The sequence below is a fragment of the Streptomyces sp. NPDC001137 genome, assembly GCF_040298885.1.
Lineage (GTDB): Bacteria > Actinomycetota > Actinomycetes > Streptomycetales > Streptomycetaceae > Streptomyces.
Genome location: NZ_JBEPBA010000007.1, coordinates 52831 through 67654 on the forward strand (window position 1 = coordinate 52831; position 14824 = coordinate 67654).

Here is a 14824-nt window from a genome sequence, read left to right on the forward strand (position 1 = left end):
GAGCACATTCCGAGGACAGGAGGACAGCACGAGTGCGCCTGCCCCTCCTGGCACTCCTGGCACGCGGTCCGGCCCACGGCTACGAGCTCAAGCAGGACCTTGAGCAACTGCTGGGCTCCGCGTACCCTCAGCCGAACGTCGGCCAGATCTACGTAACCCTCGGCCGCCTCGAGAAGCAAGGTCTGATCGCGGGCGAGGACGTCGAGCAGTCGAGCCGGCCCAACAAAAAGGTCTACCACCTCACGGACACCGGGCGGGAGGCGCTGCGCGCCTGGTTCGAGGAGCCCGAGGACGAGCCGCGGGTGCGGGACGAGTTCTTCATGAAGCTGGCGCTCGCCCCGCAGACGGGTCTCGCCGAGCAGATCGCCCTGATCAACAAGCAGCGGCGCCAGTACCTCAACACCATGCGCGACCTGTCGAAACTGGCCGCCGCCGAAGACCGCGACAACCGCATCGCCCATCTGCTGATCGAGGGCGCGATGCTGCACCTGCAGGCCGACCTCGACTGGCTGGAACGGTGCCAGGAAGAGCTGGAGGAGCTGGAGTGAGCGACAGTCCCGCTCCTGTGCTGCACGCAGAAGGCCTGGTCAAGACGCACTACGGCGAGGGCGCACCGGCGCATGCCGTGCGCGGGGTCGACCTGTGCGTCCGGCAGGGCGAGTTCGTGGCCGTCACCGGTCCCTCCGGGGCGGGCAAGTCGACACTGCTGCATCTGCTGGGCGGACTTCAGCGGCCGGACGGCGGCAGCATCCGGCTGGACGGTGAGCGCACGGACGCGTGGAGCGAGGCGCGCTGGGCGGTGGAGCGCAGAAAGCGGATCGGGATCGTCTTCCAGTTCTTCAACCTCGTCTCCAATCTGTCGGTCGCCGACAACGTGGAGCTGCCCGCACTGCTCGCGGGTGTCACGCCGAAGCGGGCGCGGGCCGAGCGGGAGCAGCTGCTCGGCGAACTGGGTCTGGGCGGCAAGGAGCGGAGCATGCCGGGCGAGCTGTCCGGCGGCGAACAGCAGCGGGTCGCCCTGGCCCGCGCCCTGGTCAACCACCCGCCGCTGCTGCTGGCCGACGAGCCCGCCGGCAGCCTGGACAGCAAGGGCACCCGTGAGGTGATGCGGCTGCTGTCCCGCTTCCACCAGCGCGGACAGACGATCGTGCTGGTCACCCATGACGCCCGGCTGGCGAGCGCCGCGGACCGTGTGATCAGCTTCTTCGACGGCCGGATCGCCGACGACGCGGAGCTGGACGGCACCGGGGCGTCCCGCCGGGGCGGTATATCCGGAGTGCTGGAGCTCAGGGACTGACATGCGGGTGTACGACGACCCCCGGAAGGCCTGAGCCATATGCGAGCGACTCTGCGCTGGGCGCACTCCGATCTGCGCACGCACCGCGGCGAGGCACTGTTCCTGGTGCTCGCCACGGCCGGGATCGTCGTGTCCCTGCTGCTGGCCACGGCCCTGTTCGGGTATGCCACCAACCCCTGGCAGCGGATCTTCACCCAGGAGCGGGGCGCGCACGTCTGGATTCACACGGACAGGTCCGCCCAGGTGGGGAAGCTGGCCGGACTGGACGGCGTGGAGTCCGTCGCCGGCCCCTACCCCACCGCCGTCGCCACCCTCGCCTCACGCGGCACCCGCGCCTCGGTCGAACTGCGCGCGACGCCGCCCGAGCGCCCCAGTGTCGGCCGCCCGCTGCTGACGGCCGGCCACTGGCTGAAGGCCGGCTCCCCCGACGGCGTGGTCCTGGAGAGCCGCCTCGCCCGCGCCCTGCTCGCCGAACCGGGCGACACACTCACCCTGCCGGGCACGGCACGGACGGTGACCGTCGTGGGCGTGGCCGACAGCGCGGAGCCCCGCTACCGCGCCAACGAACAGCCGGGCCTGGTCTGGGCCCTCCCCTCCGCCGTGCCCCACCCCACCGGCCAGGTCATCGGACTGCGCCTGACCGATCCCGAGGACACGGACTACGCCGTCCAGCGCGCCGTCACCGTCCTCGGCGCGGGCGCCATCGGCGAGGTCTCCACCTGGCAGCAGGCCCGCGCCGAGGCACAGGGCGACAACCGGCTGCTCGGGCAGGTCCTGGGCCTGTTCGGCCTGGGCGCGCTGGTCGCCGCGGGCCTCGCCGTCCACGGCGCGATCGCCACCCGCATCCGCGGCCACCTCCGCGACATCTCGGTCCTGAAGGCGATCGGCTTCACCCCGGCCCAGGTCGTCCGCGTCTTCCTCTTCCAGCACATCGCCTACGCCGTCCTCGGCGCCGCAGCCGCGGCGACGCTCACCGAGGCCCTGGGCAGCCACTTCCCCAGCCGCCTCGGAGACGCCCTCGGCGTATGGCAGGGCCTGCCCGGCCACACCCCGACCCTGTTCGCCGTCCCGGCGGGCGCCGTCCTCTTCATCGGCGCCACAACGGCCCTCGCAGCCTGGCGAGCGGGCCGCGTACCACCGGTCCCGGTGGCCCGGCCCGCGGGGGCGGGGGGTGGAGGACTGGGTCTGGCTCGCCGGGCACTCGGACTGGAAGCCGCCCCCCAGCTGCCGGACCGAGCTCTACGGACGCCCGGCCCCCCGCCCGACGAACGCTCCACGGCCCCGGCATCCACCACCCCCCGACCCGCGGCTGCGGGAGGCAGCGGGCTGCTGGATCCGACCCGACGGACGCCGAGGCCGGGTGCACGCCTGCCCGATCCGACGGACCACCCACGATCGGATCCGACGCGAGGGGCGCCGACCCCCCGGCCTCTGGCTGCGGCAGCCAAAGAGCTACTGGAGGCGGCGAAACAGAGGCTGAGCCTGAGGGCACGGCCGAGCGCCCAGGCACAGCCCCCGCTGCCGGACCCGGCGGAGGGGACGTCCAGCACTCGGCCCGCGGCTCCGGCTACCGGGCAACCCGACGACGCCATCATCCACACCACGGGCCCGCACCCCACCACCCCCCTGCCTGCGACTGCGGGAAGCAGGGGGCTACTGGAGGCGGCGAAACAGCTGCTGAGGCTGACGGCCCGGCCCACGACTCCGGCGACCGGGCAATCCGACGCACCCGCGGTGGCGAAACAGAGGCTGACGGCACGGCCCAGTGCCACGGCAGAACACCCATCGCCGGGCCGGAGGGAGGGCACGTCCAGGACTCGGCCCGCGGTTTCGACGGGCGGGCTCGCCTACGACTCCGCCCACTACAGCACGGGCCTGGCCCCCACCGCCCCCTCCGGCGGGCACCTCTCCGGTATGGCTCGGCGGGCGCTCGGGCTCGGGGTGCCGCCCGCGCTGGTGCTGGGCTGGCACACGGCCTCCTTCCGTCGGATGCGGTCCCTGGCCACCGTGGCCCGGCTGGCCCTGCCGCTGCTGCTGATCGTCGTGGCGATGAGTGCCTGGACCACCATCGACCGTTTCCACAGCAGGCCCGAGCAGATCGGGCTGCCGGCCGCACTCACCGTCCACGCCGACGCGGGTCTGGGCGACCGGGCCGCCCGCGCCCTGCTGCGGCGCGATCCGCAGGTCGCCGACGTCTACCCGGGGGTCGAGGTGGCCGCCCTGGTGCCGGGCCAGACGGCCACCATCGCGCTGCGCGGCCTGGGCACCAGCCAGAACCCCTACCCGTACACCCTGGCCGAGGGCCGCGCCGCCCGCGGCAGCGACGAGGCGGTGGCCGGGCAGGGCCTCCTGGACCTGCTGAACGTCCGTGTCGGCGACTGGGTGCGGATGACGGTCGGTGACCAGCCGCAGATCCTGCACATCGTGGGCCGCAGCATCGAACCGGAGAACGCCGGCCGGGTCATCTCCACCTCCCTCGACACCCTCCACGAGAACGACCCACGCCTCACGCCCACCCTCTACCAGCTGCGCCTGCGCCCCGGCGCCGACCCGCACACGGTCGCCGGCCGGCTGGCCGCCGCCGGGCACGGCCGGCTCGACCTGCACGCCGTGACCAACCCGGCCGACGGCCTCTCACCCCTGCGCTCCGTCGTCATCGGCCTGATCGCCGTCCTGGCCCTCATCGGGCTCGTCGAACTGCTCACCGCGATCGGCGGCACCGTCCGCGAGGGTGAACGCGATCTGCTCGCCCTCAAGGCCATCGGCCTGTCCCCGCGCCAGATCACCGCCATCACCGTCACGGCCACCGGCTGCACCGCCCTGGCCGCCGTCCTCGCCGGTACGGCCCTGGGCACCCCGCTCGCGCACTGGCTGATCAACTCCCAGGGCAGATCCAGCGGCATCGGCGCGGGCATCGCCCAGAGCCCGTCGCCGGTCCTGCTCCTGCTCCTCGGCGCCGCCGCGGTGCTCGGAGCGGCCGCACTCGCCGCCCTCCCGGCGGCCCGCGCGGCAAGACGACGGCTCGCGGACACCCTCAGCGCGGTGGCCTGACGGGGAAGGCTGCCGGGCGCGTCAACTGCCATAGAGGTGCCGCCAGTTGTACGGCGACGGGAAGCGGACGGTCACGCACCGCTCGCTTCCCCAGCCGCACCAGCGGTGTTACGCCCGGCCCCGCAGCTCCCGGTACTTGGCGACCAGCGCCTTGCTGGACTCGTCCAGGCCCGCCACCTCGGCCCCCTCGGTCAGTGCGGGCTCGACCCGCTTGGCCAGCACCTTGCCGAGCTCGACGCCCCACTGGTCGAAGGAGTCGATGTTCCACACCGCCCCCTGCACGAACACCTTGTGCTCGTACAGCGCGACCAACTGGCCCAGCACGGACGGCGTCAGCTCGCGCGCCAGGATCGTCGTCGTCGGGTGGTTGCCCTTGAACGTCTTGTGGGCCACCAGCTCCTCCGGCACCCCCTCGGCCCGCACCTCGTCCGGTGTCTTGCCGAAGGCGAGGGCCTGCGTCTGGGCGAAGAAGTTCGCCATCAGGAGGTCGTGCTGCGCCTTGAGCCCGTCACTCAGCTCGGCCACCGGCTCGGCGAACCCGATGAAGTCCGCCGGGATCAGCTTCGTGCCCTGATGGATCAGCTGGTAGTAGGCGTGCTGTCCGTTGGTGCCCGGCGTGCCCCACACCACCGGCCCGGTCTGCCAGTCCACCTCCTGCCCGTCCCGGCCCACGTACTTGCCGTTGGACTCCATGTCCAGCTGCTGCAGATAGGCGGTGAACTTGGAGAGGTAGTGGCTGTACGGCAGCACCGCATGCGACTGGGCGTCATGGAAGTTGCCGTACCAGATGCCCAACAGGCCCAGCAGCAACGGCACGTTGGACTCGGCGGGCGCCGACCTGAAGTGCTCGTCCACCAGCCGGAACCCGTCGAGCATCTCCCGGAAACGATCCGGTCCGATGGCGATCATCAGCGCCAGCCCGATCGCCGAGTCGTACGAGTACCGGCCGCCGACCCAGTCCCAGAACTCGAACATGTTGGCCGTGTCGATGCCGAACTCCGACACCTTCTGGGCGTTCGTCGACAGCGCCACGAAGTGCCGGGCGACGGCCTCCTGACCCGCCTTCAGCTCGCCGAGCAGCCACTCGCGCGCCGAGGTCGCGTTCGTGATCGTCTCGATGGTGGTGAAGGTCTTGGAGGCGATGACGAACAGCGTCTCCGCCGCGTCCAGGTCACGGGTCGCCTCGTGCAGGTCGGCGCCGTCGACGTTCGACACGAAGCGGACCGTGAGGTCGCGGTCGGTGTAGCTGCGCAGCACCTCGTACGCCATCGCCGGGCCCAGGTCGGAGCCGCCGATACCGATGTTGACGACGTTCTTGATGCGCTTGCCGGTGTGGCCCGTCCAGGCACCGGAGCGGACCCGTTCGGCGAACTCGGCCATCCTGTCGAGCACCGCGTGCACACCCGGGACGACGTTCTCCCCGTCGACCTCGATCACCGCCTCGCGCGGGGCGCGCAGCGCGGTGTGCAGTACGGCGCGGTTCTCGGTGGTGTTGATCTTCTCGCCGCGGAACATGGCGTCCCGCAGGCCGAAGACGTCGGTGGCGGCGGCCAGCTCGCGCAGCAGCCGCAGGGTCTCGTCGGTGACGAGGTGCTTGGAGTAGTCGATGTACAGGTCGCCGACCTGGAGCGTGTACCCGGCGCCGCGTCCCGGGTCGGCGGCGAACAGGTCCCGCAGCCGCACTTCGCCGAGCTCCTCACGGTGCTTGGCCAGCGCGGTCCACTCGGGCGTCTGGTTGAGCCTGTTACGGACGTCTGCGTTCATTTCGGACTTCAGCCTTCTTTCCTGCCTTGCCCCGCTGCCGGTCCCAACCTAGTTGATCAGCGCGTGACATGAGCTCTCGTGGCGTCGCCGTGCGGCGCAACAACAGGTACGTCCCGCTTGCGGGCAGGTATCAGGGCGAGGACCGACAGGACGAAGAAGGCGGCGGTGAGCAGGGCCGGTGTGTTCAGGCCCCAGGCGGTGGCGACCGCGCCGCCGAGCAGGGCGCCCAGCGGAGCCCCGGCGACGGCCAGGGTGCGGAAGGCGGAGCTGATCCGGCCGAGCAGCTCCGCGGGGGTGCGCTGCTGCATCAGCGTGGTCGTGTTGACGTTCCACACCATTCCCATGAAGCCGAACACGGCGAGTGCCGCCGCCGTCGCGGTCAGGCTGCGCACGCTGCCCATGACGACGAGAGCGCCTGTCTGCACGAGGCCGGCGAGCAGTACGGCCCGCATGGGCCCGAGCCGAGCGGTGACCCGCCGGTTCGCGGCTCCCCCGGCGAGACCGCCGACGGCGTAGGTGGTGGTCGCCGCCGCGTATCCGGCCGTGCCTGCGTCCAGCCAGCCGGTCACCAGTACGACCAGGGTGGCGATGAGAGCGCCCATGCCGATGTTGCACAGCGCGGTCGCGGCACACAGTCCGCGCAGGGCCCGGTCGCGCCACAACGCGCGCAGTCCCTCCGCGATCTCCCGGCGCAGGGTGCTGCCCGCCGGCTTCGGCCCGCGCTCCGGTGCGACGGTGCGCAGCGAGGCGACAAGCGCGGCCGCCACCAGGAAGGTTCCCGCGTCGGCCACGAAGGGGACGGCGACCCCGGCGGCGAGCAGCAGCGGCACCGCCGGTGCCCCCAGCAGGCCGCCGGCGATCTGCTGTCCCGTCATCAGCCGGGCGTTGGCACTGCCGAGCGCCTCCTGGTCCACGAGAACGGGCAGCAGGGCCGTGGAAGCGTTGTCGAAGAGCGTCTGGAGGGTGGTCAGCACGAAGGCGAGCGCGATGAGCAGCGCGATCGAGGCGTGGTCGAAAGCGACGGCCACGGCGAAGGCGGCGACGAGGAGCCCTCGTAGCGCATCCACCGTCCACATGGCGCGCCGCTGGTCCACCCGGTCCGCGATCGCGCCGCCGAGCAGACCGAAGACGAGCCAGGGCAGATAGCCGCAGGCGGTCACGGACGCGATGAGCAGGGGGCGGTCGGTCAGGGAGACGGCGAGCAAGGGCAGCGCCGCGCCTCGCAGGGCGTCTCCGAAGCGGGACACCACCGCGGCCGTCCACAGCCGCCCGAAACCCCCACGCCACGCGGGCGCAGGACTGCCCGCCTCCTCGACCGTCGCCACAACTCCCCCTCACGATCTGCCGATGCACAAACCGTAGAGGGCGCCACTGACAATCGGCCCCGAGGCGGCCGGGGCCGGGTACGAAACAGCTCCGGCCAGACACCCCTCGGTGCCCGGCCGGCTCTCAACTCCTAGATCTCGCCCCGCAGTTTGGCGAGCGCCTCGGCGAGAATCGCCTCGCCGTCCGCGTCACTGCGCCGTTCCCGTACGTACGCGAGGTGCGTCTTGTAGGGCTCGGTGCGCGGCGGGTCCGGCGGGTTGTCCCGGTCCTGTCCGGCGGGGAAGCCGCAGCGCGGGCAGTCCCAGGTCTCGGGAACCTGCGCGTCGCTTGCGAAGCTGGGCTGCGTCTCGTGCCCGTTCGAGCACCAGAAGGAGATGCGCAGACGCGGCGCGGACTCGCCGCGCTCGGCCTCGCCCATCGGCCCCGCCCCGACCCGGCTTCCTCGGATCGCGTTGCCACTTGCCACGGTCGTAACTCCCTGCGTGATGGTGCCGCGAAGCGAGTCGGCGTTTCGCTTCGTTGCGAGCGCCTCAGTCTACGTAAGGCCCAACGCGCGTCCAGTGATTGGAGTTACACCCCCCACACCTAGACGCAAGCCCCATGATAGGCCGCGCTCAGCTGCGCGTACCGAACATGGGGCCTTACGTGCGGAATGTGCGTGCTGTGTGCGTCGCTGCTCAGCTGTTCGTCTTCATGATGATGCCGAGTACGACAATGCACGCGAACCAGAGCAGACCGACCACCACGGTGATGCGGTCGAGGTTGCGCTCGGCGACCGAGGAGCCGCCGACGGACGACTGCATGCCGCCACCGAACATGTCGGAGAGGCCGCCGCCCTTCCCCTTGTGCATCAGCACCAGCAGCATCAGCAGCAGGCTGAAGATGATCAGGGCGATCGAGAACCCCAAAACCACGGCTGGACCAACTTCCTCGGATTCGGATGAACGACGGGGGCACAGCAACCAGGCTGTGCCCCCGCAAGGGTACGACGTATCGCCGCTAGCGCATACTCCCAGCTCGTGTCACTGGTCGCGGAAGCGCACGATCTTGACGAATTCGTCCGCGTCCAGCGAGGCGCCGCCGACGAGGGCGCCGTCGATGTCGGCCTGCGCCATGATCTCGGCGACGTTGCCGGCCTTGACGGAGCCGCCGTACTGGATGCGGACCTGGTCGGCCAGCTCCTGGGTGTAGAGCTCGGCGATCTTGCCGCGGATGGCGGCGCAGACCTCCTGGGCGTCCTCGGCGCCGCAGACCTTGCCGGTACCGATGGCCCAGACGGGCTCGTAGGCGATCACGATCGACTCGGCCTGCTCGGCCGGGAGGCCCTTCAGACCGCCCTCGACCTGGGCGAGCGTGTGCGTGACGTGGTTGCCCGCCTCGCGGACCTCCAGCTCCTCGCCGACGCACAGGATCGGGGTCAGGCCGTGCTTGTAGGCGGCCTTGACCTTGGCGTTGACCAGCTCGTCGGTCTCGTTGTGGTACTGGCGGCGCTCGGAGTGGCCGATCGCCACGTAGGTGCACTTCAGCTTGGCCAGCATCGAGCCGGAGATCTCGCCGGTGTAGGCGCCGGAGTCGTGCGCCGAGAGGTCCTGGGCACCGTACTTGATCTTGAGCTTGTCGCCGTCGACCAGGGTCTGCACGGAGCGCAGGTCGGTGAAGGGCGGCAGGACGGCGACCTCCACGGCCTCGTAGTCCTTGTCCGCGAGGGCGAAGGCGAGCTTCTGGACGTGGGCGATGGCCTCGAGGTGGTTGAGGTTCATCTTCCAGTTGCCCGCCATCAGCGGCGTGCGCGCGGTCATGTGGGTCAGTCCTCCAGTGCGGCGAGGCCGGGGAGCGTCTTGCCCTCGAGGTATTCGAGGGAGGCGCCGCCGCCGGTCGAGATGTGGCCGAATGCGTTCTCGTCGAAGCCCAGGAGGCGCACGGCCGCGGCGGAGTCGCCGCCGCCGACGACCGTGAAGGCCGGGGAGTCGAGGAGGGCCTGGGCGACCGCCTTGGTGCCCTCGGCGAAATCGGGGTGCTCGAAGACGCCCATCGGGCCGTTCCAGAAGACGGTGGCGGCGTCGGCGATCTTCGAGGCGTACAGCTTGCGGGTCTCCGGACCGATGTCCAGACCCTCCTGGTCGGCCGGGATGGCGTCCGCGGCGACAATGGTGGGGTTGGCCGGGGCCTTGGTCTTCAGGTCCGGGAAGTCCGTGGAGACCAGGGTGTCGACGGGCAGCACCAGCTCGACACCGGTCTTCTCGGCGCGCTCGATGTACTCGAGGACCGCCGGGATCTGGTCCTCCTGGAGGAGCGACTTGCCGATCTCGTAGCCCTTGGCCTTGAGGAAGGTGTACGCCATGCCGCCGCCGATGAGCAGGCGGTCGGCCTTGCCGAGCAGCTGGTCGATGACGGCGAGCTTGTCGGAGACCTTGGCGCCGCCGAGGGCGACGACGTACGGCCGCTGCACGTCCTCGGTGAGCTTCTTCAGTACGGCGACCTCGTTCGCGATGAGGTAGCCGGCGGCGTGCGGCAGGCGCGCCGGGAGGTCGAGGACCGAGGCGTGCCCCCGGTGCACCGCGCCGAAGCCGTCGCCGACGTAGACGTCCGCGAGGGCGGCCAGCTGATCCGCGAACTCGCCGCGCTCGGCGTCGTCCTTGGAGGTCTCGCCGGCGTTGAAGCGCAGGTTCTCGATGACCGCGACCTGGCCCGGCTCGAGGCCGTCGACGGCCGCGTGGGCGGCGGGGCCGACGGTGTCCTGGGCGAAGGCCACGGGGGCGCCCAGGAGTTCACCGAGCCGCTCGGCGGCCGGGAGGAGGGAGAAGGCCGGGTCCGGCGCGCCCTTGGGGCGGCCGAGGTGCGAGGCCACGACCACCTTGGCGCCCGCGTCCGCGAGGGCCTTGACGGTGGGCAGGACGGCACGGATGCGGCCGTCGTCGGTGATGAGGCCGTCGGCGAGCGGCACGTTGAGGTCGGCGCGGACGAAGACCCGCTTGCCGTCCACGCCGTCGGCGAGAAGTTCGTCGATCGTCTTCATGTGAGGACTCCTGGTGAGGGCTGCTCTGATCCTACGAGGGCTGATCCGTACGTGAGTCAGGGCCCGGGCGGCGCGTCCCTGCGCTGCCCGAGCCCTGCGTTCACATCGAGTTGCCTGCTCTGTGGATCAGATCAGAGCTGGTTGCCGACGAAGACCGTGAGGTCGACGAGGCGGTTGGAGTAGCCCCACTCGTTGTCGTACCAGCCGAGGATCTTCACCGAGTTGCCCTCCTGGACCATGGTCAGGGAGGAGTCGAAGGTGCAGGAGGCCGGGTCGCTGACGATGTCCGAGGAGACGATCGGGTCCTCGGTGTACGACAGGTAGCCCTTGAGGTCGCCGTCCTCGGAGGCCTTCTTGAACGCGGCGTTGACCTCGTCCTTGGTGACCTCGCGCTGCAGCGTCACGACCAGGTCGGTGGCCGAGCCGGTGGGGACCGGGACGCGCATGGCGATGCCGTCCAGCTTGCCCTTGAGCTGCGGCAGGACCAGGGCGGTGGCCTTGGCGGCACCGGTGGTGGTCGGGATGATGTTCTCGGCGGCGGCGCGGGCGCGGCGCAGGTCCGAGTGCGGGAAGTCCAGGATGCGCTGGTCGTTGGTGTACGCGTGGACCGTCGTCATCAGGCCCTTGACGATGCCGAAGTTCTCGTCGAGGACCTTGGCCATCGGCGCCACACAGTTGGTGGTGCAGGAGGCGTTGGAGATGACGTGGTGGTTGGCCGCGTCGTACTTGTCCTGGTTGACGCCCATCACGATGGTGATGTCCTCGTCCTTGGCCGGAGCCGAGATGAGGACCTTCTTGGCGCCGCCGGCGAGGTGCTTCTCGGCGTCGGCCTTCTTCGTGAAGATGCCCGTCGACTCGATGACGATGTCGACGCCCAGCTCGCCCCACGGGATGTCGGCGGGGTTGCGCTCGGAAAGGACCTTGATGGTGTGCCCGTCGACGGTGATCGTGTCGGCGGTGTGCGACACCTCGGCCTTGAGGCGGCCCAGGATGGTGTCGTACTTCAGCAGGTGGGCGGTGGTCGCGGTGTCACCCAGGTCGTTGACAGCCACGATCTCGATGTCTGCACCCTGCTCCAGCAGCGCGCGGAAGTAGTTGCGACCGATACGACCGAAGCCGTTGATGCCTACGCGGATCGTCACGAACCGATCTCCTCGTTGGTACGCCGGCCATGCGGTGCCGGCGAGCTCTGTTTGGGATGTCCCCGACCACCCCCGACCCTACCTCCCTGAGGGCGCCGTAGTGACATCGAGACGCCCCATACATGGGCAGGCGGTCCGTACCCGCCAGTAGGGGTACGGACCGCCCGGGACGAAAGATCTGGTCACTCTTTTTGACTACGGGGAGCTAGTCATCGTTGACCAGGGTGTTCACCCTTCCAGGGACGCGAGGGCCTTCTTGATGAGGATGTTGCGGTCGGCCGCCGCGCTGACGTGTTCCAGGCCGAAGCCCAGCAGCACGGTCCGGTCGGTGGTGATCGCTCCGTACGTCCTGAACAGGGCTCCGGTGCGCGTCCAGTCCTTGAGGACGGCCGGGCTGCCCGCGGGCGGTCCGGACACGCTCCAGGCACCGAGCGATGTCTCGAAACCCTCGGTCTGGGTCGGCGTGCCGCCCACGACGAGCGAGGCGTCGTCGGCGAGGACCCCGTGGCCGCCGGTGCCCGGGTCGGTGACGTAGCTGATGGAGACCTCGACGGACTTGCCGGCGTATGCGCTCAGGTCGAAGTTGACCTGCTCCCAGCCGTTGGAGGCGCCGGTGAGGCTGTTCCAGGCACCGCTCGTGCCGGACGCGGTGCAGTCGTTGTTGGCGAGGGTCAGGTAGTGCTTGAGCCACGGGTGCTCGTTCACCAGGAAGCCCGCCCCGCACTCGCTCGGCACGGTCTGCCTGGTCGCGCCGCCCTTCTCCGGGAGGGTCGTCCAGTCCTCGGCGCCGGTGGTGTGGGCCTCGACGATCACATGGTCGTAGCCGGGCTCGGTGTCCCAGAGCAACTGGCTGCGCAGGGTGGGCTGCTGGGCCGCGGTGACACTGGTGAGGTCGATGGTGCGGGTGAGGCGCTTGTATGCGTCGTCGGTGTGGACGGCGGCCGCCATGAAGGAGCCGGAGTACGGCCCGTACGGGTTGACGGTCCCGGCGAACTGGCCCGCGCCCGCGCTCGCGAACTGCGGGTACTTGTCGGCAGGCAGCGAGTCGGAGGTGACGCCGTAGGTGCCCGCCTTGTCGAGCGGGTTGCCGGTGGCGGCACCGAGCGCCCCGCTGAAGCCGTCCAGCTTGCCGGAGCCGGTGAAGCCGGTGGCCCCGGGGGTCGACGTACGTGAGTAGGCACCCAGGTAGTACTGGCTGAAGTCGTTCGACAGGGTGCCGCCGCCGAGGTCGACGCTGCCGCCGGCCTGCTCGCCCGCCTCGATCAGCTTGCCGCCCTCGTTGAGGTAGGCGCGCAGTTGGAGCTGGGTGGCGTTGCCGGGGACGCTCGCCCCGGTGTAGTGGACGACGGTCCTGAAGTGCTTCAGCACGCCGAGCGCGTCAGGAGCACCCTGCGTGGCGACGTCCCACACGAGCGCCTTGCGGCCGTTCGCCTTCAGCGCGTCCACATAGGTCTGCGCCTGCGTGGCGGTCGCGCCCTCCTCGGCGACGACGAGGGTGTCGGCCTTGGGCCGCTGGGCGACGGTGTAGGTGAAGTGCCCGCTGGAGACCTTCTTGCCGCTCCTGGACTTTCCGGTGAACCACACCTCGACCTTGTCCCCCGGCTCGCCGTCCCTGACCTTGGCCCGGTACTCGTCGAAGTGCAGGTTGTCGTCCCCGCCGTAGGTCTCGCCGCCCTTCCAGGCCTTGAGCCCCTCGTCCTGCGTACGGCCGCCGTTGACGCGGTACTTGAGCTCCTTGTCGAGCACGGCCTTGCGTACGACGACGGAGACCTCCTGGTCCGCGCCGCGCGAGTAGGACGTGGCGAAGGTGGCCGGGGTGAAGTCGGCGGCGGTCAGGCCGAGCGAGGAGGACGGCGTGTCGGGGTGCGGGGCGGTCTCGGCGACCGAGAGCGCGAAGGGGATGTTCTTCTCGAACTCCTGCTGGATCAGCTTCTCGTCGTCCGGGAAGTTGAAGACGGACTGGCAGTCGGCCGCCTTCCACTGGTCGTCGGGGTCGATGTTCGACGCGGTCTGACACGTCGACATCTCGGGGGTGAACATCGAGATGCCGTTGACGTTCCCCGCGTGGCCGTCCGCCTCGCCGTTGGTGGTGTACAGCTCTGAGGAGACCTGCGGGCGGTAGCCGGGGATCGCGGAGTTGTCAGGCGACCCGGCGAGGGCCTTGTAGGCCACGTCGTCGGGCGTGGGGGTGGCCACCTGCCAGCCGACGCCGTAGAGGAGGAGTTCGGCGGCGGAGTGGTAGTTAATGGCGTAACTGAAGCCGATGCGCTTCTCGAAGGCGTCCAGCGCCCTGGTCTCGGGCTCGGAGGCGGGGCTCGCGCCGCGGTAGGTCTCGCTGGTGGGGTTGGGGGACGAACCCTCGTCGTCGTAGCCCCACTTGTAGGCGAAGTTGCGGTTGAGGTCGACGCCGTCACCGGTGGATATGACGCCGTCGCCGTTGACGTCCCGCAGGTTCTTGCGCCACAGGCGGGTCTCGGAGTTCTTGAAGGTGTAGTCGTAGCCGTCGGGGTTGGCCGAGATCACGAACCACAGCTCGGTGGAGTCCACGATCTTCTTGATGCGCTTGTCGGTCCTGTAGTGGTCCAGGTAGTAGTGCATCAGCCGGCGGGTCATCTCCGGCGTGATCCACTCGCGCGCGTGCTGGTTGGACATGTAGAGGACGGACGGCTTCGAGCCGTCCTTGGACTTCTTCGCGCCCTTGGTCAGTTTGAGGGCGAGGATGTCCTGTCCGTTGACGGTCTTGCCGATGGAGACGACCTTGGTGAGGCCGGGGTTCTCCTGCCCGGTCCGGACGATCTCCTCCTTGAGGCCGCCGCTTCCGCTGTACGGGCGGAACACGCCCTGGGCGGCGGCGTCCACGCGCTTGACGGCCCTGGCCGAAAGCGTGTGCTCGGTCAGGGCGACGCCCTGCTTGCCCAGCTTCTTGGCCTGCCGGCCGGTGAGGTAGACCTCGACCGAGGCGGTGCCCTTCTCCGGGACCTGCTCGCCGAGTTCCTGGCCGTCCTGTCCGGCCGCCAGCAGCAGGGGTACCTGCTTGGCGGTGACATCGGCGCGGTAGACCCTGACCTCGTTGGGGTCGGATCCCTGCGAACTTCCGTTCTGCGCCTGGGCGATGGGTGCGAGGCTCGCTCCGCCGAGCAGGAGCGCGCCGACAGCGAGGATCGATCTCGCTCTGTGTCTCATGAACCCCCCTAGCAATGGTCCGCCACAGCAGCGAACTGTTGCCAG

The 14824-nt window shown here is 70.2% G+C and carries 11 protein-coding genes; 3 read left to right on the forward strand and 8 right to left on the reverse strand.

What is annotated here, in order from left to right; all coding sequences use genetic code 11:
* The first annotated feature begins 32 nt into the window (after positions 1–32).
* Genes ABT254_RS15730 through ABT254_RS15740 form a run of 3 tightly spaced genes read left to right on the forward strand, consistent with a single transcriptional unit; the run spans position 33 to position 4348 of the window.
* Complete coding sequence (locus ABT254_RS15730) at positions 33–548, forward strand: PadR family transcriptional regulator (protein WP_280852185.1); 516 nt, start codon at positions 33–35, stop codon at positions 546–548.
* Positions 545–1297: an ABC transporter ATP-binding protein gene (locus tag ABT254_RS15735; protein ID WP_351469298.1), complete on the forward strand. Its 753-nt coding sequence runs from the start codon at positions 545–547 to the stop codon at positions 1295–1297. The genes ABT254_RS15730 and ABT254_RS15735 overlap by 4 nt, the downstream gene beginning before the upstream one ends.
* 39 nt (positions 1298–1336) lie before the next feature.
* The gene (locus ABT254_RS15740) at positions 1337–4348 is read left to right on the forward strand and encodes an ABC transporter permease (RefSeq protein WP_351469301.1); all 3012 of its coding nucleotides are present in this window, start codon (positions 1337–1339) and stop codon (positions 4346–4348) included.
* 108 nt (positions 4349–4456) lie between these two features.
* Here ABT254_RS15740 and pgi read toward each other — a convergent pair whose 3' ends face one another.
* The 8 genes from pgi to ABT254_RS15780 all read right to left on the reverse strand — a co-directional run bounded on the left by pgi (position 4457) and on the right by ABT254_RS15780 (position 14779).
* On the reverse strand, positions 4457–6112 hold the full coding sequence (gene pgi / locus ABT254_RS15745) for a glucose-6-phosphate isomerase (protein ID WP_351469304.1): 1656 nt from the start codon (positions 6110–6112) through the stop codon (positions 4457–4459).
* A gap of 56 nt (positions 6113–6168) precedes the next feature.
* Positions 6169–7437, reverse strand: coding sequence for an MFS transporter (locus ABT254_RS15750; protein ID WP_351469307.1), 1269 nt, complete (start codon positions 7435–7437; stop codon positions 6169–6171).
* Between the two features lie 131 nt (positions 7438–7568).
* Entirely contained in the window at positions 7569–7904 is a 336-nt protein-coding gene (locus ABT254_RS15755) for an RNA polymerase-binding protein RbpA (RefSeq protein WP_003976875.1), read from the reverse strand.
* Positions 7905–8115: 211 nt separating this feature from the next.
* A complete protein-coding gene (gene secG / locus ABT254_RS15760; RefSeq protein ID WP_450750579.1) occupies positions 8116–8346 on the reverse strand; it encodes a preprotein translocase subunit SecG in 231 nt (76 codons plus the stop codon).
* A 114-nt stretch (positions 8347–8460) separates the two neighbouring features.
* On the reverse strand, positions 8461–9237 hold the full coding sequence (gene tpiA / locus ABT254_RS15765) for a triose-phosphate isomerase (protein WP_351469313.1): 777 nt from the start codon (positions 9235–9237) through the stop codon (positions 8461–8463).
* 5 nt (positions 9238–9242) lie between these two features.
* Positions 9243–10454 carry a phosphoglycerate kinase gene (locus ABT254_RS15770; RefSeq protein ID WP_351469316.1) on the reverse strand — a complete coding sequence of 404 codons (1212 nt, stop codon included), beginning with the start codon at positions 10452–10454 and terminating at the stop codon, positions 9243–9245.
* A gap of 131 nt (positions 10455–10585) precedes the next feature.
* On the reverse strand, positions 10586–11596 hold the full coding sequence (gene gap, locus ABT254_RS15775; protein WP_351469319.1) for a type I glyceraldehyde-3-phosphate dehydrogenase: 1011 nt from the start codon (positions 11594–11596) through the stop codon (positions 10586–10588).
* A gap of 228 nt (positions 11597–11824) precedes the next feature.
* The gene (locus ABT254_RS15780; RefSeq protein WP_351469322.1) at positions 11825–14779 is read right to left on the reverse strand and encodes a M14 family metallopeptidase; all 2955 of its coding nucleotides are present in this window, start codon (positions 14777–14779) and stop codon (positions 11825–11827) included.
* Positions 14780–14824: the final 45 nt, after the last annotated feature.

Coding starts and splice junctions, on each gene's coding strand:
- ABT254_RS15740 (WP_351469301.1), top strand. CDS start 1,337: ATGCGAGCGACTCTGCGCTGGGCGCACTCCGATCTGCGCACGCACCGC.
- pgi (WP_351469304.1), bottom strand. CDS start 6,112: ATGAACGCAGACGTCCGTAACAGGCTCAACCAGACGCCCGAGTGGACC.
- tpiA (WP_351469313.1), bottom strand. CDS start 9,237: ATGACCGCGCGCACGCCGCTGATGGCGGGCAACTGGAAGATGAACCTC.
- ABT254_RS15770 (WP_351469316.1), bottom strand. CDS start 10,454: ATGAAGACGATCGACGAACTTCTCGCCGACGGCGTGGACGGCAAGCGG.
- ABT254_RS15780 (WP_351469322.1), bottom strand. CDS start 14,779: ATGAGACACAGAGCGAGATCGATCCTCGCTGTCGGCGCGCTCCTGCTC.